Origin of the sequence: Pelomonas sp. Root1217, assembly GCF_001425705.1 — a bacterium.
GTDB lineage: Bacteria > Pseudomonadota > Gammaproteobacteria > Burkholderiales > Burkholderiaceae_C > Pelomonas.
Genome location: NZ_LMDC01000029.1, coordinates 1 through 26,280 on the forward strand (window position 1 = coordinate 1; position 26,280 = coordinate 26,280).

Below are 26,280 nucleotides of genomic sequence, written 5' to 3' on the forward strand. Positions count from 1 at the left end.
CCCGCCCTGTCGCTTGCTGCGCGAGTACAGCGACACGGCTGTCTCGGCATATTCCTTGACTCGGAATAGTGCCGCCTATGCCGATATCGGCATAGCCGTCATTGCTTCGCCACCCACCTCCTGCAAGCCGGCAGCGACATCCGCACAGTGCAGGAACTCCTCGGCCACTCAGACGTGGCCACCACGATGATCTACACCCACGTGCTCAAGCTCGGTGGCGGCGCCGTGCGCTCGCCGCTCGATGCCCTGGCCATGGCTTGACAGGAGGTTTCATGAACCTGGATACCGAACGAATCGACGACGCCGTGCTGGCCTTGCTGCTGCTGGGCCTGCACGACGGCCAGCGGGCGTGGAAGTCCTTCGATTGGGATGCGATGGGCCGGCTGCATGAGAAGGGACTGATCAGCGACCCGGTCGGCAAGGCGAAGTCCGTGGCTTTCACCGACGAAGGCCTGCAGAGGGCGGAGGCCCTGCTGCAGTCGCTGTTTGGCAAGGCGGGCTAAGAGGCTGAGGCCGCACCGCCGGAGCGGCGCAGGCCGATTCATCACCCCGCCAGCAACTGCTCCAGCCGCTGCTCCCGCAGCCCGTAAAAGCGCTTGATCTCGGCAATCTGCGCCAACAGTTCCGGCCGACGCGCGGCCAACGCCTCGGCGGCCAGGCCCTGCGCCTTCACTGCCAGGATCATCTTGTTCTTGCTGGTGTGCTCCAGCGCGATGAACTCGAACACCTGGGTGCGGTAGCCCTGGCTTTCCAGCAGCAGCGCGCGCAGCGAGTCGGTCACCATCTCGGCTTCCTGGCCGAGGTGGATGCCGTGCTGCAGCATGGGCCTCAGCACCGCCGGCATCGTCATCTGCGGACGCAGTTCCTTGTGGCAGCAGGGCGAGCTCATGATGACGCTGGCGCCCGATTGCAGGCCGACGTGCAGGGCGTGGTCGGTGGCGATGTCGCAGGCGTGCAGGGCGATCATCACGTCCAGCGGCTGCACGGCTTGCGTTCTCACATCGCCCTGGTCGAAACGCAGGCCGGCCAGGCCCTCGTTCTGCACGATGCCGTCGCACAGCTTGACCATGTCGTCGCGCAGCTCGATGCCCGTCACGCGCGGCGCGAGGCCATGGGACTGCAGCCAGTCGTGCACGGCAAAGGTCAGATAGCCCTTGCCCGAGCCGAAGTCGGCCACGCGCACAGGCCCTTGCAAGCCGGCTTCCTCGACGGCCGAGGACAGGATCTCGACGAAGCGGTTGATCTGCTTCCACTTGCGTGCCATCGCGGGCACCAGCGCCGGCTCGCCCTTGACGAGATGGGTCAGGCCCAGCGCCGACCACACGGGGTGGGCGATGTCCAGCGGGCGCTGCTTGGCCTTGTCGTGCGCAGCGGGCGCGGTCGCCTCGGCGCCATCGATGCGCGTCACGCGCAAGGTTTCGCGCCCCTTGCGGCTGACGGCGAACTGCACCTCTTCGGTCGTCGTGTGCAGATGGGCATTGCGAAAGCGCGCACCCAGCAGGGTGGCGATCTCGGCCAAGCCGGCCGCGGGGGCGTGGTTCTTGGTGACGTCCTTGGTGCGGTGACGCCAGAGGAAGCTCAGCGCCGGCTCGCCGCGCAGTTCGACCAGGCGCACGGTCAGCCGCTCGACGTCTTCGTCGTCACCGACCGGCCCCGACAGCAGCAGCTTGCCGAACTGTCCACCGGCCAGGGCCAGGCGGATGAGGTGCAGGAAGCGCTCGTGGGCCGGCGCAGTGGCGGCGGGTGGCGGGGTGATCAGCGAAGTGAAGAGCGGAGCAGACATCAGGCCGGATTGTCCCGGATCACCTACATGCCCGCTATTGAGCCGGCGCCAACCATTGATAGCCGACCACCACGGCGTTGTAGATCGCGTGCGTCAGCATCGGCGCCGCAAGGCTCCTGCTGCGCTCGTAGGCCATGGCGGCACACAGACCCAGGAAGAACACCGGGATGATGGACGCGGGTGGGTGGACGATGGCGAACACCGCCGCGCTGGCGGCCGCCGCGGGCAGCAGGCGCATCGAGCGTCGCAGACCGCCGAAGATGAGGCCGCGGAAGATGAACTCCTCGAACACGGGCGCGGCGACGACACACAGTGCCAGCAGCCACAGGCGCAGCTTGGGGCCGTGCGCGGGCAGCAGGTCCAGATGCTGCAGCATCACCACATAGACCAGCCCCAGGCCCGCCGCGGCAACGCCCATGACCGCACCGATGCGCCAGGTTGCCGGTGCACGCGCCTCCGGCCCGAGCACGCGGGGCAACCGCTGCGTGCCGGTACGCCAGTAGACGAGGCGCAGCAGGCCGTAGGTGATGGCCCCGGATCCGACAAAGGAAGCCAGCAGCGCGGCACCGGTCGCCTTCGGGCCGATGGCCAGCCAGACCGCCGCGATGCCGATCTGGCCGATCAGGAACACCATGGCCGCAATGAGGCCATCGGCCGCCGAGGCCCGGGCGGGCGGTGCCGCGACGGGATCGAGCAGGAAGGGCAATTGGTCCGACGCCTTCTGCCACAGCGCCATTGCCAGCAGGGCGGCGAGCAGCGCGATCTCGACGGACTGCCACCACTGCGCCGCCCAGATGCCATAGACGTAGAAGCTGCTCAGGAGCATGAACAGATAGAGGTATCGCGGGCGCACGCGGGAGCGCTGCTCCTGGGCCAGCGGGTCGCTGGCGAACACCGCCAGCGCCACGGCGATGACGGCGTAGATGGGCACGCCGGCCAGCGCGAGCAAGGCGTGGCCGAGGAAACGCCACTGCGCTTGTTCCCGCAACACCAGGCCAGGCAGCAGGATCATCAGCGGATAGATCAGCGCCAGCACGGCCCAGAGCTGCGCCTTTTCCTTGAGCACGCTGGCGATGCTGCGCGGGAAGGAATACAGCAGCCACAAGGCGGCGCCCTCGGTGTTGAGGGTCTGGAAGGCCGACATCATCAGCATGTAGCTGGCCACGCCGAAGGCCGCCGACGCCACCATGGCCGGAGGGCCGTTCCACATCCCGGCAAGGGCGGAGAAACCGCTGTTCATGACGAACTGGCCGCCCAGGATGACGACAGGCAGCAGCAGGGTCTGAATGAGGAAGTTGCGGTCACGGGCCAGCAGCAGCAGCTCGCGCCGGTGCACGGCGGACTTGATCAGCCAAGCCGCACCGGCCGCGCGCACGGGCGGTGCAGCGCCAGCGCGGCCGCCCGTTTCACGTCCGCCACCGGCCAGCACGCCGTGGCGCAACTGGTGGCGCATCCAGGCGACGCCAAGAGCCGCCAGCACCAGGATCTGGGCCACTGCGGCCAGCATGAACAGCAGGCCCTGCCACCCCTCGGCCGCGTTTAGCGCCTGCACCAGCAGGCCCGGCGGCGCCCAGAGCGCCCAGGAGGGCAGCGCAGTGACGACCTGCAGTCCGTACTGAGCGCTCCCCTGCGACGACAGCGACAGCGCCAGGTACATGCCCGCCACCCCCAGCACCGACATCAGCGCCTGCAGGTTGCGCAGCTTGGATGGCGCCAGCTTCAGCCGCAGGCCGGTGTCCACCAGCGAACGCCCGAGCGCGGACAGCGCACACAGGGGAATGGTCATGGCCAGGCCCAGCAGCGGCGCCAACCACCACCGCGTGCCTGACAGCCACGCCAGCACCGTGCAAAGCGGCAGGAAGGCGATCAGCCCGAAGGCGCTCGTGAAGGTGCGCTCCACCAGCCGGGCCCACAGCAGCGTCGGCATTGCGATGGGCAGGGTGACCAGCCACTCCATGTCCCACTCGGGCTTGGCCAGCTCCCGTGCGCCGATTTCGTTGAAGATCGTCACCAGCAGCAACAGCGTCGCCAGGCCCGTGGTGGCCTGCAGCAGCTGTGGGCTGAAAGCCCCTCGCTCCAGGGCCTTCCCGCGGTGCTTCTGGCCGGCCTCGGTCGTTTCGTCGCCGGCCTCGGCGCGGGGCGCCGAGGCCTCTAGCCGCGGCTGCTCCCCGTCCACCCGGTCATGCAGGTTGACCAGGCTCTGGAAGGCCATGTTGCCGAAGGTCAGCATCATGAACAGCGCCATCACCAGGCCCAGGATGGGGCCGGTCAATGCCTTCTTGGCCGTCCCGGTGCGGCCCTGCGCGGTTTTCTTGCTGCGCCCGAAGGACAGCTTCCCCACCACGCCCAGCAGGTTGTAGAGCCGGCGCAGGCGCAGCCGGGTCAGCAGCCAGAACATCTGCAGCGCACCAGGCGCCGGCCTGGTCGCATTCAGCCCATTCATGGCCGCGCCCCGGCATCGCCCTGCTCGGCGTCCTGCTGCGACGTGATCTGCAGGAAGGCGTCCTCCAGCGAGGCGTCCTGGTCGGACGTGACCAGCCGCTGCTTGATCTGGCCTGGCGTGCCGACCGCGGCCAGCCTGCCCTTGTGGATGATGCCGATGCGCGAGCACAGCCTCTCGGCCATGTCCAGCAGGTGAGTGGACACAAAGATGGTGCAGCCCTTGGCGGCCAGCACCCGCAGCCGCTCCTGCACCTCGCGCGAGGCACGCGGGTCCAGGCCGTTGATCGGCTCGTCCAGGATCAGCACCTGAGGCTCGTGAATCAGGGCGCAGGCCAGGCCGAGCTTCTTCTTCATGCCCAGCGAGTAGTTCACGGCGTACTCCTGGGCGTCCTCGCGCAGGCCGAACTCGTCCAGCATCTGCTCGGCGCGGGCCATCGCCTCGCGCCGTGGGAAGCCATGCATCTCCGCCACGAACTGCAGGATCTCGCGACCGCGCAGGTAGTCGTAGAAGATCGGCGTGTCGGGCAGATAGCCCACGTGGCGCTGCACCTCGGCGCGCTGCGCATGGCAGTCCAGCCCCTGGATCAGCGCCTGGCCGCGGCTGGGCACCAGGATGCCCATCAACATGCGGATGGTGGTCGTCTTGCCGGCGCCGTTGGGCCCGAGGCAACCGAACAGCTCACCGCGCTCCACGGTCAATGTGAGGTCACGGACGGCGTCGAAGGCGCCATAGCTCTTGCTGAGGTTCTGAAGGTCGATCAAACGCGGGTCTCCCTGGGCTACCGGCCAGCGAGAAGCTGGTGGTGCGCGCGCCGCGGTTGTTGTTGGAGCAGCGCTGGCGGAGCGCCATTGTCAGCGCTGAGTTCCGCCGGACCCGGTGAACTCAGGCGTGCGTGATGTGCGCTCGCGTCTCGGCCGTGTCCAGATGCGGCAGCGTATTGAAGGTGACGAGGTGGTGTCGCCTGGGGTTGAAGGCGAACTCGGTGACGGCCGAGTTGCGGATGCGCAGGTTCAACTCGACAAAGGTCTCGGGCGGCGCGCCCAGCACCTGGTTGACGGCCGTCGCGATGGGCCCCCCGCTGGAGACGATCAGCACCTGCTTGCCCACGCCCAGCGCCAGCACGCGCGCCAGTGCATCGGCCACGCCGCTGGCGAAATCGGCATGCAGGGGCATGCCCACCGGTGCCGTCTCACCGCTCATCCAGGCCAGCAGCCCCCGGCGCAGCAGCCGGAAGTGCTGCTTGACGGCCTCGGGGGTTGTCGGGGCGTCGATGGGGCCGGGGTGAATAGCGCGCACGACGGCCTCGCTGTCGTACTCGTTCAAGCCCGGCAGCTCGATGGCGGGCAGGCCCTCGCCATAGCCCTCGACGATGCCGGCCAGCGACTGCCGGTGCCGGCGCAGCGTGCCAGTGAAGACGGCATCGAAACGCTGGCCGCGCTCGCGCCAGTAGGCGCCGAGGTGGCGGCATTGCTCATGCCCCTTGGCGCTGAGCTGGTCGTAGTCGGCGGCGCCGAAGCTGGCCTGGCCGTGGCGGACGAGGTAGAGGCTTCCCATGGCCGTGATCATGAAGGTCGGCGGCGCCACCGACTGTCGCGACAATGACGCCATGACACTTCGAATCGCGACTCGCGACGACACCGCCGAGATCTGGCGCGTGCGCTATGCCGTCACCGAGAACAAGCTGACGCCGGGGCGCATCTCCGACGCCGAGCTGCATGCCTACATCGAGGACCACGGCCGCGGCTGGGTCGTCGAGCTGGCGCCGGGGCGCATTGCGGGCTTCTCCATCGGCGACGCCCGCGACGGCCACATCTGGGCCATGTTCGTGGACCCGCCCCTGCACGGCCAGGGCCATGGCCGCGCGCTGCACGACGTGATGGTGAACTGGCTGTTCGCCCAAGGCCACCAGCGCCTGGACCTGGGCACCCAGCCCGACTCGCGCGCCGAGGCCTTCTACCGTCGTGCCGGCTGGGCGCCGACGGACGAAGGCCTGGACGCCCACGGGGACAAACGTTTTGAACTGCGCATCGAGAACTGGAACTCCCATGCTTGAAACCCATGTCGTCGAGACCGGCCCGAATCCGGCCACGACGCTGATCGTGCTGCACGGCCTGGGCGCTGACGGCCACGACTTCGTGCCGATCTGCGGCGAGCTGGATCTGAAAAGCCTGGGCGCCGTGCGCTTTGTGTTCCCGCATGCACCCGAGCGGCCGGTGACCATCAACGGCGGCTACCGGATGCGGGCCTGGTACGACATCCTGGGCGCCGACCTCGTCAAGCGCGAGGACGAACCCGGCCTGCGCGAGTCGGTGTGCCAGATCAGCGAGCTGATCGACGGCGAACGCGCGCGCGGCGTGGCGGCCGAGCGCATCGTGGTGATGGGTTTTTCGCAGGGCTGCGCGATGGCGCTGATGACTGCGCTGCGTTACCCCGAGCGCCTCGGCGGCGCCGTCGGGCTGTCGGGCTATCTGCCACTGGCCGCCACGACGGCAGCCGAACGCTCACCTGCCAACGCCGGCCTGCCCATCTTCATGGCCCACGGCACGCAGGATCCCGTCGTGGTGCCGGCCCGCGGCACCACCAGCCGCGACGCCTTGCGCGCCCTGGGCCATGAAGTCGAATGGCATGAATACCCGATGCCGCACTCGGTCTGCATGGACGAGATCGCGGACCTGAACGCCTGGCTGCTGAAGCAACTGGGCTGAATTCGCGACCTTGTTTCCGCCATTGATGGCCGGTAGCGTCGGGCAAGATCAAGCAGTCATGGAGCGCCTGGCCGAACAGATCGTTGACTGGCACAACCGCCACCCGCTTGCGCGGCGCATCGCCGTGGGCGATGTGCACACCGTGGGCGTGGTGGCCCTGCCCTTTGTGCGCGCCTCCGCCGAGGCGGGCGGCCTGGTCGAGCCCGTATTGACCGATGTGGTCAGCGCCTTCGATGCGCTGCACGGCTCACCCCCACTGTCACGTTGGGCAGCCTGGAAGCAGCGTCTGGCGAATCTGCCGCGCCTGCTCAGCCGACTCCCCCGCACGCAGTGGCGCGCCTTCAGCGAGAAATTCCTGCCCGGCCTGAGCCCGGCCCAGGTCGAGCGCTTCGCGCTGGCCCATGGCTTTGCCGAGCCGCCAGCCACGCCGGACAGCCGGCCCTGGCGCGTCATCGTCATCGACGAGAACCTTGCCAGCGCCCATGGCGGCTGGCCTTTCGAGCTCTATGTGATGACGGCGGGCGTCGATGTGGGCAGCGCTCGCACCCGTGTGCTGGCCGGCCGCGGCATCCCGTCGGAAATCATCGGCCGCCGGCTGTGGGACCCGATCCGCCTGGGCATTGTGGCGGCCGTGCTGGCGGTGCTGGTCGCGGCCTGCGCCTGGGTGCTGTGGCCCCACCGCGCGGCCGAGCCGGTTGCTGCGCCAACAGAGGCGGCATCAGCGCCCGCCGTGGTTGCCGCATCGGCGCCGGCCTCCGCGGCCGAAGCGGCATCGATGCCGGCATCTGTAGCGTTAACGCCCGAGGCCGCCGCCAGCGAGGCGGCAAGCGAGGCGCCACCACCCGACATCCGCCCCCGCCTCGTGGAGCGCACCGACGGCATCAAGCGCCCACCGATATTGCGCTCGGAGAAACCGGCCGAAACGCCCGAGGAAAAAGCGGCGGAGAAGCCGGTCGACAAGGCCAGCACGCCGGCCGCCAGCAAGCCCGAGCCCGTCGACCCCCGCCTCGCTCGCCTGGCCCAGTCATCGGACAAGATCGTCGTCGCCCTGGTAGGCCCGCCTGGCAGCAAGGCCGAGGCCGAGGCGCTGCTGGCGAAGATGAAGGCCGGCCTGGTGGGCGTGCACGGCAACCCCGACGCGCTGCAGGCCGATGTCATCCAGACGCCCGAGGGCTGGCGCGCGACGGTCTGGCCCTTCCCGAGCAGGGAGCAGGCCCAGCTGATCAACGCGACGCTGGTGGCGCGCGGCCTCAAGACCAAGGCCGTGAACTTCTAGGACCGGCGGATGACGAAAGCGCGCTTGTCGCCGCTGTCAAAGCCACAGCGCTCGTAGAAAGCCCACACGGCGGGGTCTTTGCGACTGGTCGTCAACACGACCTTGTAGGCACCTGCGGTCCAGGCTTGATCAATCGCATGCTGGACGACGGCCTGGCCATGCCCCTGGCCGCGATGGTCCGCATGGGTGACGACGTTCTCGATGACGCCATAGCTGCTGCCGCCACGCGTCAGGTTGGGGATGACGGCGAGGTTGCAGCTGGCGATGAGCGCCTCACCGTCAAAAAGCCCGAAATGGCGCAGCCCCGGGTGCGCGAACACGGCGCGTACCGCCTCTTGCGAAGGCGGCGCATCGCCGGCGTTCAGATGCTGATAGAGATCAAGCAGGGCGCCAACGTCGCCGACGCACAGGCCACGGATCACCACAGCACTGCTCATCGCCCTGCGGGCCGAGCGCTGGGCCGCTCCCGAGCCGGCCCGCGCTGGCGATGTGCTTGCGGCTCGACGCCGCAAGCATCGCCGTCACCTCGGGGGACCGGCTGGACTCGCCCGCGTTCAGCGGCGCGAGGCCGGACGAGGGGTCTCATTATTTGACGTCCAACTTCATCGTGTTGGCGATGAAGGCGAGGATGTCGCTGCGCTCCTCGATGATCTTGGAGGTCGGCTTGCCGGCGCCGTGGCCGGCGTTGGTCTCGATGCGAATCAGCTTGGGCGCCGGGCCGGTGTCTGCGGCCTGCAGCGTGGCGGCGTACTTGAAGCTGTGCGCCGGCACGACACGGTCGTCGTGGTCGCCGGTCGTGATCAGCACGGCCGGGTACTTGGCGCCGCTCTTGATGGTGTGCACCGGCGAGTAGGCTCGCAGCGCGTTGAACATCTCCGGGCTGTCGGCGCTGGTGCCGTAGTCGGTGGCCCAGGCCCAGCCGATGGTGAAGTTCTGATAGCGCAGCATGTCCATCACGCCAACCTGCGGCACGGCGACCGCGAACAGATCGGGGCGCTGGTTGGTGACCGCACCAACGAGCAGGCCGCCGTTGCTGCCGCCGTTGATGGCCAGCGTGGCCGGGCTGGCGACCTTGTTCTTCACAAGCCATTCGCCGGCGGCGATGAAGTCGTCGAAGACGTTCTGCTTCTTCAGCTTGGTGCCGGCCTCGTGCCAGGCCGAGCCGTACTCGCCGCCGCCGCGGATGGAGGCGATGACGTAGACGCCGCCCATCTTCATCCAGGTCGCGGCCGTCACGCCGTAGCCAGGCGTGATGGAGATGTCGAAGCCGCCATAGCCATAGAGCAGGGTCGGGTTGTTGCCGTCGAACTTCAGGCCTTTCTTCGCTGCGATGAAGATGGGAAAGCGGGTGCCGTCCTTGCTGGTGACGAACTCACGGCGGGTTTCGAACTCGTCCGGGTTGAAGGCGGTCTTGGGCTTCTTGAACAGGCTGACCTTGCCGGTCTTGACGTCGTAGCGATGGATCTCGGCCGGGGTGGTCAGGCTGGTGTAGCTGAAGAAGGTTTCCTTGTCGCTCCAGCGGCCGCCGAAGCCGCCGGCAGTGCCGATGCCGGGCAGCTTGACCTCGCTGAGCTGCTTGCCGTCGGCGCCGTGCACGCGCACCAGCGTGGCGGCGTCATGCAGATAGCTGAGCAGGAAGCGGCCACCGACGGCCGAGGCCGCGGTCATTGCGTCCGGGCCCTCGACCACCAGCGTCTTCCAATTGGCCTGCGCCGGGTTCTTCAGGTCGATGGCGACCAGCTTGCCGCGCGGTGCGCCCTTGTCGGTCTTGACGATCAGCTTGCCGCCAACGGCAGCAATGGGGGTGTACTGGGCGTCGAATTCCAGCGTGATCGGCTGGGGCTTGCCGCCGGCAAACGCTCCCTTGGGCAGGGGCAGCACCATCAGGCCGTTCTTGCTGCCGGCGCTCTTCCAGACGCTGATGAGCAGCAGTTCGCCGTCGTCCGATACCTCGGTGCCAAAGCCCCACTCCTTGTCGTCGCGGTTCTCGGCGACGAGCAGGTCCTCGCTCTGGGCGGTGCCGAGGCGGTGGTAATAGAGCTTCTGGAAGTAGTTGGCGCCCTTGAGCTTGTCGCCTTCCTTGGGCGCGTCATAGCGGGCGTAGAAGAAGCCCTTGCCGTCGGCCGTCCAGGCGGCACTGCTGAACTTGACCCATTCGATGGTGTCGGCGAGGTCCTGGCCGGTGGCGAGGTCGCGCACCTTCCAGGTCTGCCAGTCGGAGCCGGCACCGGCGATGCCGTAGGCCAACAGCTTGCCGTCGCGCGAGGGCACGACGCCGCTCAGCGCCACGGTGCCGTCCTTGGACAGCAGGTTGGGGTCGAGGGCGACCACGGGCGTGTCGGCCAGGGACTTGGCCGTGTAGAGGACGTTCTGCTGCTGCAGGCCGTCGTTGCGTGTCCAGAAATAGCGGTCGCCTTCGTGGAAGGGGATGCCGAAGCGCTCGAAGTTGTAGAGCTCGGTGTAGATGCGGCGCGCCGGCAGGCGCTGCGGCATGGCGGCCAGGAACTTGTCGGTGACCTCGTTCTGGGCGATCACCCAGGCCTTGGTCTCGGCACTGTTGTCGTCTTCCAGCCAGCGGTACGGGTCGGCAACCGCCGTGTCGTGATAGGCGTCGATCTGGTCGGCCTTGCGGGTGACGGGATAGCTGAGGCCCTGAGCCTGGGCGCTTGTGGCGAGAACGGCTGCGAGGGTGAGGGCAGACAAGGTGAGCTTCATCGAGCGGTGTCCGGGATGTTCCGTGAAGCCGCGGATTGTCAGCGCCGCCCGCAGGCGGCGCCGATCGTCATGCGATGAAGCCCTGACAGCGATAACCCGGAGGGTCAGCTTCGATAGTCAGCGTTGATCGACACATAGTCGTGGCTGAGATCACAGGTCCAGACCGTGGCGCTGGCCGAGCCGCGATTCAGGCCGACGCGAATCGTGATCTCGGACTGCTTCATGACGCGCTGGCCGTCTTCCTCGCGATAGGTCATCAGGCGCCCGCCCTGGCGCACCACGGCAACCTCATCCAGATCCAGGTCGATCAGGCCCTGGTCGAGGTCGCCGATGCCGGCATAGCCGACGGCGGCCAGGATGCGGCCGAGGTTCGGGTCGCTGGCAAAAAACGCCGTCTTGACCAGCGGCGAATGAGCGATGGCATAAGCCGCCAGCTTGCACTCGGCCTCGTCGCGGCCGCCCTCGACGGTGATGGCAATGAACTTGGTCGCACCCTCGCCGTCGCGCACGATGGCCTGTGCGAGCTCCTGGGCCAGCGCGATCAGCGCCTCGCGCAAGGTCTTGGCCTCGGCGCTGTCCAGCGACGTGATCTCGGCATGCGCCGCGCGGCGCGAGGCGATCAGCATGAAACAGTCGTTGGTGGACGTGTCGCCGTCGATGGTGATGCGGTTGAAGGAGGCATCTGCCGCTTCCTTGACCAGCGCCTGCAGCAGGGCCGGCGCGATGTTGGCATCGGTAGCGACGAAGCCCAGCATGGTCGCCATGTTCGGCCGGATCATGCCGGCACCTTTGGAGATGCCGGTCAGAGTGACGGGCACGCCGCCGATCTCGATGCGGCGTGAGGCGGCCTTGGGCAGGGTGTCCGTCGTCATGATGCCGGCGGCGGCCTCAGCCCAGTTGTCGGCCTTCAGCGCGGCCAGGGCGGCAGGCAGGCCGGCCGTGATGCGGTCCACCGGCAGGGTCTCCATGATGACGCCGGTGGAGAAAGGCAGGATCTGCTCCGGTTGGCAGCCGATCAGGTTGGCCAGGGCTTGGCAGGTCTGGCGCGCGCGGGCCAGGCCATCGGCGCCGGTGCCGGCGTTAGCATTGCCGGTGTTGATCAGCAGGGCACGGATGGCCGAGCCGCCGGTTAGGTGCTCGCGGCAAAGCTGCACGGGAGCGGCGCAGAAGCGATTGGTGGTGAAGACACCGGCGACGGCGGCACCCTCCTCCAGCGCGATGACGCTGAGGTCACGCCGGTTGGCCTTGCGAACGCCGGCCATGGTTACGCCGAGGCGCACACCCGGCACGGGCAAAAGGGTGGCGGGATCGGGGGCGGAAAGATTGACCGGCATGGCGCGCTCGCAGGGATTGGGGAAAGCGCGGGGATTCTATGAAGCAATCCCCAATGCAAAAGGCTCCCGAAGGAGCCTTTGCAAGGAGCGGTGACGGATCAACGCGGCAGGCGGCGGCGGGCCAGCAGGCCGATGACACCGAGGCCACCCAGGAACAGAGCGTAAGTCTCAGGTTCGGGCACGGCGACGGTCGGCGTGGCGACAACCAGATCCTGATAGGTGGCGTTGGTGAGCTTGGTCAGGCTGTACAGGGCCACGCCGTTGTAATTCTGGGCGGCGGCCAGGTAGCTGCTGGCGAAGGTTTGCGCGTCGGTGGCGGTGCTCAGCTGCGTGCCTGTCAGGCCGGCAGTCTTCAGATAGAAGTTACCGTTGTTCTGGGCCAAGCTCAGCGTGCCGCTGTTTTCGCGCACGATCTCCCACACGGCGAGCTGGAAGCCCGCTTGCTGCACACCGTCGTGCACCGAGCTGAAGCTGCTGGAGTAAAGCGCTTGCAGCATCGAGCCCTGGGCGGCGCTGAAGCTGCCGATCGTGTAGGTCTTGAAACCCTTGCTCTTGATGGCGAATGACTGCTCAGGTTCGATGCAGTAGGCCAGGAAGCTGCCGGTAGCCGCGTCCGTGTAGTTCAGCGCGCCGGTGATGTAGCTGGTCGTCGCCGACGTGCTGAGCGCGGGGTCACCGGCGTCACGACTCTGGAACTGGATGCTCACGTCGGCAAAGGCCGAGGCACTGGACAGCAGGACTGCGGCAAAGGCGAGAGGTTTGAACATGTTGGGCTGCTCGTGGAGTTCGTTGGGGCGGCTCAGCCGACGCGGCGGCGCGACAGGCTCAGACCGGCCAGGGCGACGGCAACGAGGGCCAGCGCGGTGGGTTCGGGCAGCTCGACGCCGCGGCCGCTCACCGTGGCTTCGTAACCTTCGGGCGCCTTGACGCCGTAGCCTTCACCGACGACGTGCAATTCCCAGTTGCCGGCCGACAGCCACAGCGGGTTCAGGCCCCAGGTTTCCGTGCCGGTCTCGTCGGCTTCCCAATTCACGGCATGGGTTTCAGCCAGGGCGAAGGTCGTGCCGCCCTGCTTCAGGAAGGCCGACGTGATGTTCACGCTGGCGCTGAGCTCGGGCGAGAGGGTGCTGATGGAAACCCCCAGCAAGGTCTGGCCGGCCAGCGTGAAGTTGAAGATGTCGTCGAAAGCAGCGGCGTCCTCGCCGTTGGACATGATGTTGTCATTACCAAAGGTGAACGACACCGGCGCGGCGGCGGCGGCACCGGCGGCAAAGGCCAAGCTCAGGGCGGCGAGGGCTGTAGACAACGATTTCATGATGCGCTTTCTGGTTCTCTATTCGGGTCTACCCGTGGTTTTGCCGGGGCATGGACTGCACTCTAGGGGGGTGAGCGCTGTCCGAGCACCCCTCATGCGCGTGGCGCAGGGGTCTGGTTGTGCTCAAACGCACGGTTTTCCCCCCACATGGGTGGGCTGCGCGGGGTCGGCTGCCCAATGCAAACGGGCCGGCAGTGCCGGCCCGTGGGGGATTTCAGCCTGGAGAAATCAGGCCAGCTTGCCGTGGCAAAGCTTGAACTTCTTGCCGCTGCCGCAGGGGCAGGGATCGTTGCGGCCCACGTGGCCGTATTCAGCCAGCAGCGTGGCCGGGTCGACCTCCTGGCTGATGGAGCCGTCCTCGTTGGGATGTTGGTAGGTCACGTTGGACACCGCTTCGGCCCGGCGTTCCATGGCCTCGGCGGCCTGGTTGGCCTCTTCCTGGCTCTGGATGCGCACATTCATCAGCGTGCGGGTGACTTCCATCTTCACCAGGTCCAGCAACTGCGAGAACAGCTCGAAGGCCTCGCGCTTGTATTCCTGCTTCGGGTTCTTCTGGGCGTAGCCGCGCAGGTGGATGCCCTGGCGCAGATAGTCCAGCGCCGCCAGATGCTCGCGCCAGCGCTGGTCGATGCTCTGCAGCAGCACCATGCGCATGAAGGGGTTGAACTGGTCGATGCCGACGCGGTCAAGCTTGTCCTGGAAGAGTTCGTCGCCCGCCTTGGTGACCGCGGCGAGCAGGTCTTTGTCCGTGATGGAGTCGCTTTGCTTGACGAGCTCCGTCAGCGACAGATTGATCTGCCATTCGCTTTGCAGCACCTGCTCCAGGCCGGGCAGGTCCCACTGCTCTTCGACGCTCTCGGCCGGCACGAAGGTGCGCACGACGTCGGTCAGCGTGGATTCGCGCAGCGAAGCGATCTGCGCGATGAGGCTCTCGGCTTCGAGAATGTCGTTGCGCTGCTGATAGATGACCTTGCGCTGGTCGTTCGACACGTCGTCGTACTCGAGCAGCTGCTTGCGGATGTCGAAGTTGCGGGCCTCGACCTTGCGCTGGGCGCCTTCGATGCTGCGGGTGACGATGCCGGCCTCGATGGCCTCGCCTTCGGGCATCTTGAGCCGGTCCATGATGGCGCGCACACGCTCACCGGCAAAGATGCGCATCAGCTGGTCGTCCAGCGACAGGTAGAAGCGGGAGCTGCCCGGGTCGCCCTGGCGGCCGGCGCGGCCGCGCAACTGGTTGTCGATGCGGCGGCTCTCGTGGCGCTCGGTGGCGATGATGCGCAGGCCACCTTCGGCGCGCACCTTGTCGTGCAGGCCCTGCCACTCGTCCTTGAGCTGCTGAATGCGGCGCGCCTTCTCGTCGGCGGGAATGGTGTCGTCAGCCTCGAGGAACTTGACCTGGTTCTCGACGTTGCCGCCCAGCACGATGTCGGTGCCGCGGCCGGCCATGTTGGTGGCGATGGTGATCACGCCCGGGCGACCGGCCTGGGCAACGATCTGCGCTTCCTTCTCGTGCTGCTTGGCGTTCAGCACGTTGTGGGGCAGCTTGGCCTGGTCCAGCAGCTTGGAGATCAGCTCCGAGTTCTCGATGGACGTCGTGCCGACGAGCACCGGCTGGCCGCGCGTGTGGCAGGCGCGGATGTCCTCGATGACGGCAGCGTACTTTTCCTTGTCGGTCTTGTAGACCAGATCCAGCTCGTCCTTGCGTATGGTCGGGCGGTTCGGCGGGATGACGACGGTCTCGAGGCCGTAGATCTCCTGGAACTCATAGGCCTCGGTGTCGGCCGTGCCGGTCATGCCCGACAGCTTGCCGTACATGCGGAAGTAGTTCTGGAAAGTGATCGAGGCCAGCGTCTGGTTCTCGGCCTGGATCTCCACGCCTTCCTTGGCCTCGACGGCCTGGTGCAGGCCGTCGCTCCAGCGGCGCCCGCTCATCAGGCGGCCGGTGAACTCGTCGACGATGGTGACCTCGCCGTTTTGCACGACGTAATGCTGGTCGCGGTGATAGACGTGGTGGGCCCGCAGTGCAGCATTGAGGTGATGCATCAGCGTGATGTTGGCCGCGTCGTACAGGCTTGCGCCCTCCGGGATCAGGCCGGCCTCGGTCAGCAGTGCTTCTGCAACCTCGTGACCGTCCTCGGTCAGGTGGATCTGGTGCGACTTCTCGTCGACCGTGAAGTCGCCCGGTTCGATGACACCTTCGCCGGTGCGCGGGTCGAGTTCGCCGATCTGCTTCTTCAGCTTGGGCACCACCGCGTTGATGCGCTTGTAGACGTCGGTGTGGTCGTCAGCCTGGCCCGAGATGATCAGCGGCGTGCGTGCCTCGTCAATGAGGATGGAGTCCACCTCGTCGACGATGGCATAGGACAGGCCGCGCTGCACGCGGTCGGCCGTCTCGTAGACCATGTTGTCGCGCAGGTAGTCGAAGCCGTACTCGTTGTTGGTGCCGTAGGTGACGTCGGCCGCATAGGCCGTCTGCTTCTGCTCGCGCGGCATTTGCGGCAGGTTGATGCCGACCGACAGCCCGAGGAAGGTGTAAAGCTTGCCCATCCACTCGGCGTCACGGCGCGCCAGATAGTCGTTCACCGTGACGACGTGGACACCCTTGCCCGTCAGCGCGTTCAGGTAGACGGGCAGCGTCGCCATCAGCGTCTTGCCTTCGCCGGTGCGCATTTCGGCGATCTTGCCGTCGTTGAGCACCATGCCGCCGATCAGCTGCACGTCGAAGTGGCGCATCTTCAGCGAGCGCTTGCTGCCTTCGCGGCAGACGGCGAAAGCTTCGGGCAGGATGTCGTCGACGGTCTCACCGGCAGCGATGCGCTGCTTGAATTCGGCCGTCTGGGCGCGCAATTCGTCGTCGCTCAAGCCCTCGTACTTCGGCTCCAGCGCGTTGATCTGCTGCACGGTGCGGCGGTACTGCTTGAGCAAACGCTCATTGCGGCTACCGAAAATCGAGGTGAGAAGCTTGGGCAACATGCTGCGAGGAATGAGGAGCTGCGCGGCACCGGCGGGCTGGCCGACCGGTGGGAGGCGCGAATCTGAGGGCACGGCGAGGCATTGCAAGACGGACTTGCCCGGCCGCGCAAAACGGCGCAGTTTAGCAGTGGGCTTTTGGCCGGGACCGCCGCCTCACTACACTGCGGCCATGGCCACCCCGCCCCGCTACCTTGCTCCCAAGAGCGTGCGCGTCAGCGTCCCATCGCCAACCCCGGTGGCCGACGCGCTGCGTGCCCACGAGGGCCTGAGCCAGCTCAACGCACGCCTGGAGGCATCACGGCGGCGGCTGCGCATCATCGGGCCCGCGTTGCCGGGCAATCTGCTGGCCAGCCTGCAACCCGGGCCGCTGGACGAAGAAGGCTGGAGCCTGCTGGCCGCGAACGCGGCGGTGGCCGCCAAGCTGCGTCATCTTCTGCCCCGGCTGGAGGCCCTGCTGGCCCAGGCCGGGCTGCCCGGACATATCCGCGTGAAGCTGATCCAGAAATAGGCGCAATCGGGATAGGGGTCAGCCATTGTCGGCTGAGCCCCTCCCACACCACCCGGCATGCGGGTCCGCACCGGGCGGTTCGGAAGCTTGAGGCGTTAACGCGGTCTGACGCAAGCCACCAGTGCCCACGCTCGACCACACAACCCTGCACCCTTCTCGCCAAGGGCGGGCCTCAGGCTTCGTCGCTGAATGGATCACATGTGGCTTCACCACATCCGACGCCATCCCGCCCGGGTCACCCCGGCATCTGACGCATTGCCCTCGACATCCCCTGGTCGTTTGGTGCTCACCCCCGTTCGGTCCTTCGCCTCTCGCTTCGGCCTCTGCGGCCCTGCTACCCGGCTACTACGACCTCTGCTGACTTCTCGCTCCGGCAGCGCCGTCGCCCTTTCAGGCGCAAGGCGAGATCTCCCCAGGTAAGAACGCACTCCTTCACTGCACAGCCGCCGGATTTACACCGCTTCGCCTTGATCACGAGAGCTTCGCGGTTCCATGCCCGCTCGCCCTGCTTGGCAGTGCCTTCTATCCGGTTCTTGTTCATCGGCTCGCAGCTTCGCTCCACGCTTCCTTCCCACACTCGGTCACCCTCATGCAGTTGCGCTTCACTTCGTTCGTCGCGATCAACTCACGGCGGGACTTGCACCCGCAAGAGTGCGCCCATGCTGGGCGCACAAAGAAAAAAACCCACTGTCGCGAGACAGTGGGTTTTTGATTGGTGCCGGCTATCGGATTCGAACTGATGACCTACCGCTTACAAGGCGGTTGCTCTACCAACTGAGCTAAGCCGGCGAATTGAGGATGAGATTCTAGGCGCTCATTTCACCCGTTTGAGCGAAGGCCGCGGGCTACCGCTGGGCGCGTCGGGCGGCGGTGGCGTGTCATCGCCCTCGTCGTCGCTGGCTTCGCTGGCCAGACGCAGGCCGCTGCGGCGCGGCTCCTGCGGTGCCGGGCTGGGCAGGGGCGCACCTTCGGCCAGCGCCTCGGGCGCCGGAAAGGCCATGCCCTGGCCGTTCTCGCGGGCGTAGATCGCGACGACATGGTCCACCGGCACGACGATTTCGCGCGCGACGCCGCCGAAGCGCGCCTTGAACTGGATGAAGTCGTTGCCAAGATCCAGTCCGCTGGTGGCATCGAAACCGATGTTCAGCACGATCTCGTTGTTGGACACGTACTCCATCGGCACCTGCACCGAACGATCGACGTGCACCGCGATATAAGGCGTGAAGCCGTTGTCCGTGCACCAGTCATGCAGCGCGCGGATCAGGTACGGACGGGTGGACGTGCCATTGCCCGCGCCCCCTTCGATCCCTTGCGTTTTATCCATGTACGACAGTCACCCGATCAGGGCGCAATACGGTCAGTAGACCCAGCGGCCGCCGTGGAACCGGCTTTGCCGGGCCACTGACGGCGCCCCTTTGAGAGGGACGCGTGCAGCGCTTCGAGGGTGGGCTTTCAACGACGCATGACCTTTTCAGAGGGCGTCAGCGCCTCGATGTAGGCCGGGCGGCTGAAGATGCGCTCGGCGTACTTCAGCAGCGGCAGCGCGTTCTTGGACATGTCGATGCCGTAGTAGTCCAGGCGCCACAGCAGCGGCGCGATGGCCACGTCGAGCATCGAGAAGTCGTCGCCCAGCATGTACTTGTTCTTCAGGAAGATCGGCGCGAGCTGGGTCAGGCGGTCGCGGATCTGCGAGCGGGCCTTCTCGAGCTGCTTGTCGGTCGCCTTGGTCGTCGTGCCGCGGCCTTCGAGGATGTTCACGTGGGCGAACAGCTCCTTCTCGAAGTTCAGCAGGAACAGGCGCACGCGGGCGCGGGCCACCGGGTCGCCGGGCATCAGTTGCGGGTGCGGGAAGCGCTCATCGATGTACTCGTTGATGATGTGCGATTCATACAGGATGAGGTCGCGCTCGACGAGGATGGGCACCTCGTTGTACGGGTTCATCAATGCGATGTCTTCGGGCTTCGCGAACAGGTCAACGTCACGGATTTCGAAGTCCATGCCTTTCTCGAACAGCACGAAGCGGCAGCGGTGCGAGTAGGGGTCGGTGGTACCGGAGTAAAGGACCATCATGGCTTGGGCTCCCGAGGGGTCAGTCAATCAAAAACGCGCGACGGCTGGGGCCGCGCTGAAAAAGCAAACGCAGTGGGTGGCTACAAGCGCGCCCCACTGCGTGTTTCGGCACCACCCGAGAGCGGTGCCGGGATGGACGGGCTTACTTCACGTCCTTCCAGTACGAGGCGTTCAGGCGCCAGGCAAACACGGTCAGGATGGACAGGAAGATCAGCACGATCACGCCGAGCTGAAAGCGCTGGCCCTGCGCGGGCTCGCCCATCCACTGCAAATAGGCAACCAGGTCGGCCACGGCTTCGTCGTACTGGCGTTCGGACAAAGTGCCGGGCGTCAGTTGTTGGTAGCCGGCGAAGACGTGGGTCTTCTTGTCGTGGTCGTGCGGGTCGGCGACTTCCTCGAACTTCGCGGCGCGCTGGCCCTGCAGTTCCCACAGCACATGCGGCATCGCGACGCTGGGGAAGGCCATGTTGTTCCAACCGGTCGCCTTGGTGTCGTCGCGGTAGAAGCTCCGCATGTAGGTGTAGAGGTAGTCGGCACCCGAACCCTTGGCGCCGTCGGCGCGCGAGCGGGCGATGACGCTCAGGTCGGGCGGGTTGGCGCCGAACCAGGCCTTGGCGTCTTTCGGGTCGATGCTGACCTTCATGGTCTCACCGACCTTTTCGGCCGCGAACAGCAGGTTGTTCTTGATGTCGGCTTCGGACAGGCCGATGTCGCGCATGCGGTTGTAGCGCATGTAGGCGGCCGAATGGCAGTTCAGGCAGTAGTTGACGAACAGCTTGGCGCCGCTTTGCAGCGCCGCCATGTCCGACATCTTTTCCTTGGGGAACTTGTCCCACTCGATGCCGCCGGTGTTGGCCTGGGCGGCACCCACGAAGCCCAGGGTGGCCAGCAGGAGAGCGATCAGCTTTTTCATTGGTGTTGTTGCTCCGCGGCTCAGTGGGCGTGGAAGGTCACACGGTCCGGCACAGCCTTGGGCGTGCCGAGGCGGCTCCACCAGGGCATCAGCAGGAAGAAGCCGAAGTAGAACAAGGTACCCACCTGGGCGACCAGGGTGCCCACGTCGCTCGGCGGCTGGATGCCGAGGTAGCCCAGCCACAGAAAGAAGACGACGAAGACGGCATAGACGTATTTGTGCCAGTCGGGGCGGTAACGGATCGACTTGACCGGGCTGTGGTCCAGCCAGGGCAGGAAGAACAGGATGATGACCGCGCCGCCCATGACGACGACGCCCCAGAACTTAGCGTCGAAGACCTTGAGCAGGAAGATCAGCACGGCTGCAGCCACCAGCAGGGCCACCTTGGCGGCACCGCCGAACTTGCCCTTCAGGAAGCTCACGACGGCCGCGATGCCGACGACGCCGCACAGCACGTTGACCATCGTGTCGGTCGTGGCGCGCAGCATCGAGTAGAACGGCGTGAAGTACCAAACCGGGGCGATGTGCGCCGGCGTCTTCAGCGGGTCGGCCGGGATGAAGTTGTTGTACTCGAGGAAGTAGCCGCCGAGTTCCGGTGCGAAGAACAGGATGGACGTGAAGACCATCAGGAAGATGCAGACGCCGTAGATGTCGTGCACCGTGTAGAACGGGTGGAAGGCGATGCCGTCCAGCGGGATGCCGGTCTTGGGGTCCTTGTGCTTCTTGATCTCGACGCCGTCGGGGTTGTTGGAGCCGACGTCATGCAGGGCCAGCAGGTGGGCCACCACCAGGCCCAGCAGCACCAGCGGCACGGCGATGACGTGGAAGCTGAAGAAGCGGTTCAGGGTTGCATCGCCAACGACGTAGTCGCCGCGGATCATCAGCGCCAGGTCCGGGCCGACGAAGGGCACGGCGGCGAACAGGTTCACGATGACCTGGGCGCCCCAGTAGGACATCTGGCCCCAGGGCAGCAGATAGCCCATGAAGGCTTCGGCCATCAGGCACAGGAAGATCGCGCAGCCGAAGATCCAGACCAGCTCGCGCGGCTTGCGGTAGCTGCCGTAGATGAGGCCACGGAACATGTGCAGGTAGACCACGACGAAGAAGGCCGAGGCGCCGGTGCTGTGCATGTAGCGGATCAGCCAGCCCCAGGGCACGTCGCGCATGATGTACTCGACAGACGCGAAGGCCAGGCCGGCATCGGGCTTGTAGTGCATCACCAGGAAGATCCCGGTGACGATCTGGATCACCAGCACCAGCAGCGCCAGCGAGCCGAAGATGTACCACCAGTTGAAGTTCTTCGGCGCGTAGTACTCCGACATGTGGACCTTGTAGGCATCGAACGCGGTTGGGAACCGGTTCTCCAGCCAGGTCATGGTCTTCACGCCTGCCGAGGCGCCTGCGGGTGCTTCCTTGAATTCAGCCATGACTTGTCCTTATGCCTTCTTGTCTTCGCCGATCATCAGACGCGTGTCGGACAGGTACATGTACGGCGGCACCTCGAGGTTGTCGGGCGCGGGCTTGTTCTTGAAGACGCGACCCGCCATGTCGAAGGTGGAGCCGTGGCAGGGGCAAAGGAAGCCGCCGTTCCAGTCGTCCGGCAGCGACGGTTGCGCGCCCGGCGCGAACTTGTCGCTCGGCGAGCAGCCCAGGTGCGAGCAGATGCCGACGACGACGAGGTACTCCGGCTTGATCGAGCGGTTCTCGTTCTTGGCGTAGTCGGGGATGGGGAAGGCCTTGCGGTCCGAATTCGGGTCGGCCAGCTGGCTGTCGTTCTTCTTCAGGGCCTCGATCTGCTCTGGCGTGCGCCGCACGATCCAGACCGGCTTGCCACGCCATTCGACGGTGAGCTTTTCGCCGGGCTTGATGCCGGAGATGTCGACCTCGACGGGGGCACCGGCGGCCTTGGCGCGCTCGCTCGGCGCAAAAGTGCTGACGAAAGGCACGGCGGTCGCAACGCCACCAACGGCGCCGGCACAACCGGTTGCAATCAACCAGGTCCGCTTGCCTTGGTCCACTTGCTGGTCACTCATGAGGGTCCTCTAAAGAGACTTCTGATCGGGGCAGCCAAGGATTCTAGCGGACGCTTGTTGGCACGCCGGGCGAGGCGGCGGCACGCGATTGCAGGTTTCCCCCCTTGCCGCCCCCTAGACTTGCGCCCAACATCGCACGCAGCCGTCATTCGAACGGCGCCAACCTGGAGCACCGAATGAGTTTCTTCTCCGAGTTCAAGGAGTTCGCCGTCAAAGGCAATGTCGTCGACCTGGCGGTCGGCGTGATCATCGGCGGCGCCTTCGGCAAGATCGTCGACTCCCTGGTCGGAGACGTCATCATGCCGGTCGTCAGCAAGATCTTCGGCGGCCTGGATTTCAGCAATTACTTCATCCCGCTGGCCGGCCAGACGGCCACGACGCTGGCCGAAGCCAAAAAAACCGGCGCCGTGCTGGCCTATGGCAGCTTCCTGACCGTTTCGCTGAACTTCATCATCCTGGCCTTCGTCATCTTCCTGATGATTCAGCAGATCAACCGCCTCAAGCGCGAACCCGAAGCCGCGGCCGCGCCGGCCGAGCCGCCGGCCACGCCGGAAGACATTCAACTGCTGCGGGAGATTCGCGATTCGCTGAAGCGCTAAGCTCTCGCGCCGCCTCGCCGCCCGGTAAGCAATGGTTACCGGGCTTTTTTGTGCGAGGAATTTGGCAACTGGTTGAAAACCCGCACCTGTTGCAGGCGCGATACTTTCGACGCAGCTCGTGCCACTAGTTGATGAACGCGCCAGAGATACGCCTGAACCCGCACCTCGAAGCCTCGCTGACCCGCATCCGTCTGGCGGGTGAGCAGGCGGCCGAGCGCTGCGCGGAAGGTCTCGGGCTGTCGGCGTTGTCCTCAGGGCAGATCAAGAAGCGCGACATGCTGCTCGCGGCTCAATTCGTGTTCCGCCAGCAACAAGGCGTGTTCTCGCAGCGTTTTGTGCAGAGTTTGCGCAAACAGGTGTCGGCCGAACAATCCGATACCAAACCGCAAGCGGCGCCCACAGCCAAAAAGGCCTGGGACGAGCTCTCGCTGATGGACGACGACCAGGTCAACAACCTGGTGGCCGCAGACCGCATCGGCCTGGCCATTGGCCACCACTGCGAGTGGGAACTGCGCGAGGTGGAATCCTATGTCGCCGGCATCCAGGTCGGCGAACGCAACCCCTTGCGGCCCGAACTCATCGGCCAGGGCCTGCTTGATGCCATTCAGGCCATCACCGACGACCCCGTCACCCGCCAGACGCTGACCGACGAATTGACCCGCGCGCTGGCCCAGGAGATGCGCGCCTGCTATGCCGATATCGCCGAGCTGCTGCGCTCGCGCGGGCTGCGACCCCAGGACTTGCGCGTGCGCGCATCGCCAGATGGCGCCGCCTCGCGTCTCGGCGGCCTTGGCGCAGGCACCCAGCCAGGTGATCTCGATTCGGGCCATGGCGGCATGTCCACGCGCGGCGGCTACGGTGGCTCGGGGCATGGCGGCCTGAGCGGCCAGGGAGGCCCCGGCGGCGGCCGCAACAGCGGCTTCGGTGGACCCGGCGGCGGCTTTGGCAGCCGCGGCGGCGGTGGAGGCAGCGGCGGCTTTGGCCGGGTCGACCCCCAGATGATGGACCTGCTGCGCCGCCTGGCGCAGGCCCCCGGAGCCTATGAGCCGGCCTATGACAGCCACGGCAACTCCGGGCGCATGGGTCTGGACACCCTCAGTGGTGAGCCCAGTGCCTGGGGGCAGATGCCGCTGCCGCCCAACCTGATCAACCAACATCGCGACGAACTGCGCCAGATGGCCACGGGCCGGCTGGATCACATGGTCATCGACGTCGTCGCCGGCCTGTTCGACCAGATCCTGTCCGACCCCAAGGTGCCGCCGCAGATGGCGCGCCTGCTGGCCCGCCTGCAACTGCCTGTGCTGCGCGTGGCCTTGGGCGACGAGACCTTCTTCTCCTCGCGCCGCCATCCGGTGCGGGTGTTCGTCAACCGCATGGCGTCCCTCGCCTGCGCCTTTGACGACTTCAGCGACGACCCCGGGCGCTCCTTCCTGGCGCATGTGCGCGACCTCGTGCAGGACGTCGCCCAGGGCGACTTCGACCGCATGGACGTCTACACGGCCAAGCTGGACGCACTCGAAACCTTCATCACCGAGCAGACCCGCAGCACGCTGAAAGCCGCCGGCGACGCCGCTGCCGTCGTCGAGCGCCGCGAAACTGACCTGCGCCTGCAGCAGCGCTACGCCTTGCAACTGCAGCAGCAACTGGCCAAGGTGCCGATGCAGGACTTCCTGCGCACCTTCCTGGCCCAGGTCTGGTCCCAGGCCATCGTGCTGGCTTCGCGCGAAGGCGCGCCGGAGCGGGCCCTGCGCCTGCGCACCCTCGGCCGCACCCTCGTCATGAGCGTGCAGCCCAAGGGCGGCACGGCGGCACGCTCCGACTTCCTGCGCGAGCTGCCCAATCTGATGCGCACCCTCAACGAGGGCATGGATCTGATCCGTTGGCCGGACGGCCCGCGCAAGGACTTCTTCGGCGTGCTGCTGCCGGCCCATGCCGAGTCGCTGAAGGGTCAGGCGCCCAGCGCCCTGGACACCAACCTGCTGATCAAGCAGCTCGACCAGATCTTCGGCGTCGCGCCGCCGGCCGAGGCCGATCTCGCCAAGCCCATGGCCGGCGAGACCGCGCCTGGCGATCTCGACGCCAGCCAGCGCCTGACGCCGGCCGAGGCCAAGAGCCTGGGCCTTGTCGAGGAAGCCAGCGTTGACTGGAACGGCGAACTGGACCTGGACCTGTCAGGCAACGACGCCGCGGCCGCGGCTGAGCCGCTGCAGGCCGTGGACATTTCCATCGATGGCCTGCCCGCCGTCGAGAGCGCGCCCGATGCCAGCAGCGGCGCCCTGCTGGTGGACAACATGCAGCTCGGCTTCGCCTATCAGATGCACACCGGCAACGAATGGCAGAAGGTGCGCCTGGCCCATGTCAGCGCCGGCCGCAGCTTCTTCATCTTCACGCACGGCAACCGCCACCAGGAGACGGTGACGATGACAGCCCGCATGCTGAGAAAGCTCTGCGAGGCCGACCGCATGCGTGCCTATGAACACGGTCAGTTGCTTGAGCGTGCAACGGCTCGTGCGCGGGCGCAACTGGCGGCGCTTACACCGGCGGCGCGCTGAGATCCTTCGTCAGCCGGCGGGCCATTGCGAGTGCCGCACTCATGCTGGCCGGATCGGCCAGACCCTTGCCTGCAATGTCGAAGGCCGTGCCGTGGTCGGGGCTGGTGCGCACAAAGGGCAGGCCCAGCGTCACGTTGACGCCCTGCTCCACGCCCAGGTACTTCACCGGGATCAGGCCATGGTCATGCACCATGGCGACGACGACGTCGAACTCGCCCCGCCGGGCCCGCATGAAGATGGTGTCGGGCGCATAGGGGCCGCTGGCATCCATGCCGGCCGCACGTGCGTCGGCAATGGCGGGCGCGATATGCAGGATCTCTTCATCACCGAACAAGCCGCCTTCGCCGGCATGCGGGTTCAGCCCGGCCACGGCAATGCGCGGCGCGGCAATCCCCATGCGCTGCAGCGCCGCCTGGGTGATACGCAGCGTCTCCGCCACCGCCTCGCGGGTCACGCGCGCGATCGCCTCACGCAGCGAGCAGTGGATCGTGACGAGCACCGTGCGCAGCTCCTCGTTGGCCAGCATCATGCGCACCGGCACGCCGCCAGCCAGGGCCTGCAGCATCTCGGTATGGCCCGGATAGGGCGAACCGGCCGCATGCAGGGCCTCCTTGTGGATGGGCGCCGTGACGAGGGCGCGCGCGTGGCCCGCCTGGATCAAGCCAACGGCAGCCTCGATGCACAGGGCGGCGGCCGCACCGGCACGGGCAGCGACCTGGCCCAAGGGGGCATCGACCAGGCCCGCCGGCAGCCCCACGGGCTGCCAGACCGGCAGGCAGCGCGGCGGTACGCGGCCTAACTCATCGGCTCCATGCAATTCGGCGACCGCCAGGCCACCGCCGACCGCAGCGACTGCGCGCCTCATGACGGCAACGTCGCCGACCACCAGCGCATCCAGTGGCATCTCGTGCCGCCACAACTTCGCGATGATCTCGGGGCCGATGCCACAGGCATCGCCCATGCTGACGACCAGGGGCTGGCCTAGGGAGTTTTCCGGGGTCATGCCGCATTCTTTCATCACCCTGGCTGCGCGCTGGCAGACTGCCGGCCGGCTCATCACG

General features: G+C 66.7%; 23 protein-coding genes, 1 tRNA gene and 1 pseudogene. 8 read left to right on the plus strand and 17 right to left on the minus strand.

What is annotated here, in order from left to right; translation table 11 throughout:
* Window positions 1-96 precede the first annotated feature (96 nt).
* Window positions 97-261: pseudogene (locus ASC95_RS30195) on the plus strand (tyrosine-type recombinase/integrase); the annotation flags it as partial.
* Between the two features lie 11 nt (window positions 262-272).
* On the plus strand, window positions 273-503 hold the full coding sequence (locus tag ASC95_RS25530) for a DUF6429 family protein (RefSeq protein ID WP_057300526.1): 231 nt from the start codon (window positions 273-275) through the stop codon (window positions 501-503).
* Between the two features lie 41 nt (window positions 504-544).
* On the opposite strand, the gene ASC95_RS25535 is transcribed toward ASC95_RS25530, so the two are convergent.
* The 4 genes from ASC95_RS25535 to ASC95_RS25550 all read right to left on the minus strand — a co-directional run bounded on the left by ASC95_RS25535 (window position 545) and on the right by ASC95_RS25550 (window position 5,780).
* The gene (locus ASC95_RS25535) at window positions 545-1,783 is read right to left on the minus strand and encodes an SAM-dependent methyltransferase (protein ID WP_057300527.1); all 1,239 of its coding nucleotides are present in this window, start codon (window positions 1,781-1,783) and stop codon (window positions 545-547) included.
* Between the two features lie 34 nt (window positions 1,784-1,817).
* A complete protein-coding gene (locus ASC95_RS25540) occupies window positions 1,818-4,226 on the minus strand; it encodes a type II CAAX endopeptidase family protein (protein WP_082568123.1) in 2,409 nt (802 codons plus the stop codon).
* On the minus strand, window positions 4,223-4,987 hold the full coding sequence (locus tag ASC95_RS25545; protein WP_057300529.1) for an ABC transporter ATP-binding protein: 765 nt from the start codon (window positions 4,985-4,987) through the stop codon (window positions 4,223-4,225). Before ASC95_RS25545 ends, ASC95_RS25540 begins: the two co-directional genes overlap by 4 nt.
* 121 nt (window positions 4,988-5,108) lie before the next feature.
* Window positions 5,109-5,780, minus strand: coding sequence for a histidine phosphatase family protein (locus tag ASC95_RS25550; RefSeq protein ID WP_057300530.1), 672 nt, complete (start codon window positions 5,778-5,780; stop codon window positions 5,109-5,111).
* A 52-nt stretch (window positions 5,781-5,832) separates the two neighbouring features.
* Here ASC95_RS25550 and ASC95_RS25555 point away from each other — a divergent pair, with 52 nt between their 5' ends.
* The 3 genes from ASC95_RS25555 to ASC95_RS25565 are packed head-to-tail and all read left to right on the plus strand — an operon-like array spanning window position 5,833 to window position 8,207.
* A complete protein-coding gene (locus tag ASC95_RS25555) occupies window positions 5,833-6,279 on the plus strand; it encodes a GNAT family N-acetyltransferase (RefSeq protein ID WP_162250853.1) in 447 nt (148 codons plus the stop codon).
* Window positions 6,272-6,931 carry an alpha/beta hydrolase gene (locus ASC95_RS25560; RefSeq protein ID WP_057300532.1) on the plus strand — a complete coding sequence of 220 codons (660 nt, stop codon included), beginning with the start codon at window positions 6,272-6,274 and terminating at the stop codon, window positions 6,929-6,931. Before ASC95_RS25555 ends, ASC95_RS25560 begins: the two co-directional genes overlap by 8 nt.
* 58 nt (window positions 6,932-6,989) lie before the next feature.
* The gene (locus tag ASC95_RS25565) at window positions 6,990-8,207 is read left to right on the plus strand and encodes a hypothetical protein (protein ID WP_057300533.1); all 1,218 of its coding nucleotides are present in this window, start codon (window positions 6,990-6,992) and stop codon (window positions 8,205-8,207) included.
* Here the strand turns inward: ASC95_RS25565 and ASC95_RS25570 are convergent.
* The 6 genes from ASC95_RS25570 to secA all read right to left on the minus strand — a co-directional run bounded on the left by ASC95_RS25570 (window position 8,204) and on the right by secA (window position 16,544).
* Entirely contained in the window at window positions 8,204-8,644 is a 441-nt protein-coding gene (locus ASC95_RS25570) for a GNAT family N-acetyltransferase (protein WP_057300534.1), read from the minus strand. The genes ASC95_RS25565 and ASC95_RS25570 overlap by 4 nt on opposite strands.
* Before the next feature lie 148 nt (window positions 8,645-8,792).
* Window positions 8,793-10,922, minus strand: coding sequence for a prolyl oligopeptidase family protein (locus ASC95_RS25575; RefSeq protein ID WP_057300535.1), 2,130 nt, complete (start codon window positions 10,920-10,922; stop codon window positions 8,793-8,795).
* A gap of 104 nt (window positions 10,923-11,026) precedes the next feature.
* Window positions 11,027-12,256 carry a bifunctional glutamate N-acetyltransferase/amino-acid acetyltransferase ArgJ gene (argJ, locus tag ASC95_RS25580; protein WP_057300536.1) on the minus strand — a complete coding sequence of 410 codons (1,230 nt, stop codon included), beginning with the start codon at window positions 12,254-12,256 and terminating at the stop codon, window positions 11,027-11,029.
* 98 nt (window positions 12,257-12,354) lie between these two features.
* The gene (locus tag ASC95_RS25585; protein ID WP_057300537.1) at window positions 12,355-13,023 is read right to left on the minus strand and encodes a PEP-CTERM sorting domain-containing protein; all 669 of its coding nucleotides are present in this window, start codon (window positions 13,021-13,023) and stop codon (window positions 12,355-12,357) included.
* Between the two features lie 32 nt (window positions 13,024-13,055).
* Window positions 13,056-13,571 carry a PEP-CTERM sorting domain-containing protein gene (locus tag ASC95_RS25590; protein ID WP_057300538.1) on the minus strand — a complete coding sequence of 172 codons (516 nt, stop codon included), beginning with the start codon at window positions 13,569-13,571 and terminating at the stop codon, window positions 13,056-13,058.
* 228 nt (window positions 13,572-13,799) lie between these two features.
* A complete protein-coding gene (secA, locus tag ASC95_RS25595; protein ID WP_057300539.1) occupies window positions 13,800-16,544 on the minus strand; it encodes a preprotein translocase subunit SecA in 2,745 nt (914 codons plus the stop codon).
* Between the two features lie 169 nt (window positions 16,545-16,713).
* Here secA and ASC95_RS25600 point away from each other — a divergent pair, with 169 nt between their 5' ends.
* Window positions 16,714-17,052, plus strand: coding sequence for a hypothetical protein (locus ASC95_RS25600; RefSeq protein WP_157256508.1), 339 nt, complete (start codon window positions 16,714-16,716; stop codon window positions 17,050-17,052).
* Between the two features lie 713 nt (window positions 17,053-17,765).
* Here ASC95_RS25600 and ASC95_RS25605 read toward each other — a convergent pair.
* From ASC95_RS25605 to petA, 6 genes are all read right to left on the minus strand, one after another.
* Window positions 17,766-17,841: transfer RNA gene (locus tag ASC95_RS25605), tRNA-Thr, on the minus strand.
* Window positions 17,842-17,866: 25 nt separating this feature from the next.
* On the minus strand, window positions 17,867-18,376 hold the full coding sequence (locus tag ASC95_RS25610) for a ClpXP protease specificity-enhancing factor (protein ID WP_057300540.1): 510 nt from the start codon (window positions 18,374-18,376) through the stop codon (window positions 17,867-17,869).
* A gap of 128 nt (window positions 18,377-18,504) precedes the next feature.
* Window positions 18,505-19,122: a glutathione S-transferase N-terminal domain-containing protein gene (locus tag ASC95_RS25615; RefSeq protein WP_056192820.1), complete on the minus strand. Its 618-nt coding sequence runs from the start codon at window positions 19,120-19,122 to the stop codon at window positions 18,505-18,507.
* A 142-nt stretch (window positions 19,123-19,264) separates the two neighbouring features.
* A complete protein-coding gene (locus ASC95_RS25620; protein ID WP_057300541.1) occupies window positions 19,265-20,035 on the minus strand; it encodes a cytochrome c1 in 771 nt (256 codons plus the stop codon).
* 20 nt (window positions 20,036-20,055) lie between these two features.
* Window positions 20,056-21,462: a cytochrome bc complex cytochrome b subunit gene (locus tag ASC95_RS25625; RefSeq protein ID WP_057300542.1), complete on the minus strand. Its 1,407-nt coding sequence runs from the start codon at window positions 21,460-21,462 to the stop codon at window positions 20,056-20,058.
* Between the two features lie 9 nt (window positions 21,463-21,471).
* On the minus strand, window positions 21,472-22,068 hold the full coding sequence (petA, locus tag ASC95_RS25630; protein ID WP_057300543.1) for a ubiquinol-cytochrome c reductase iron-sulfur subunit: 597 nt from the start codon (window positions 22,066-22,068) through the stop codon (window positions 21,472-21,474).
* 176 nt (window positions 22,069-22,244) lie between these two features.
* Between petA and mscL the strand changes: the two genes are divergently transcribed.
* Window positions 22,245-22,667, plus strand: coding sequence for a large conductance mechanosensitive channel protein MscL (mscL, locus tag ASC95_RS25635; RefSeq protein WP_056192848.1), 423 nt, complete (start codon window positions 22,245-22,247; stop codon window positions 22,665-22,667).
* A 131-nt stretch (window positions 22,668-22,798) separates the two neighbouring features.
* Window positions 22,799-25,219 carry a DUF1631 family protein gene (locus ASC95_RS25640; protein ID WP_057300544.1) on the plus strand — a complete coding sequence of 807 codons (2,421 nt, stop codon included), beginning with the start codon at window positions 22,799-22,801 and terminating at the stop codon, window positions 25,217-25,219.
* Here the strand turns inward: ASC95_RS25640 and pdxA are convergent.
* Window positions 25,200-26,222 (minus strand): 4-hydroxythreonine-4-phosphate dehydrogenase PdxA, encoded by a 1,023-nt coding sequence (gene pdxA / locus ASC95_RS25645; protein ID WP_057300545.1) that lies wholly within the window; start codon window positions 26,220-26,222, stop codon window positions 25,200-25,202. The two genes, ASC95_RS25640 and pdxA, sit on opposite strands and share 20 nt — an antisense overlap.
* Window positions 26,223-26,280 lie beyond the last annotated feature (58 nt).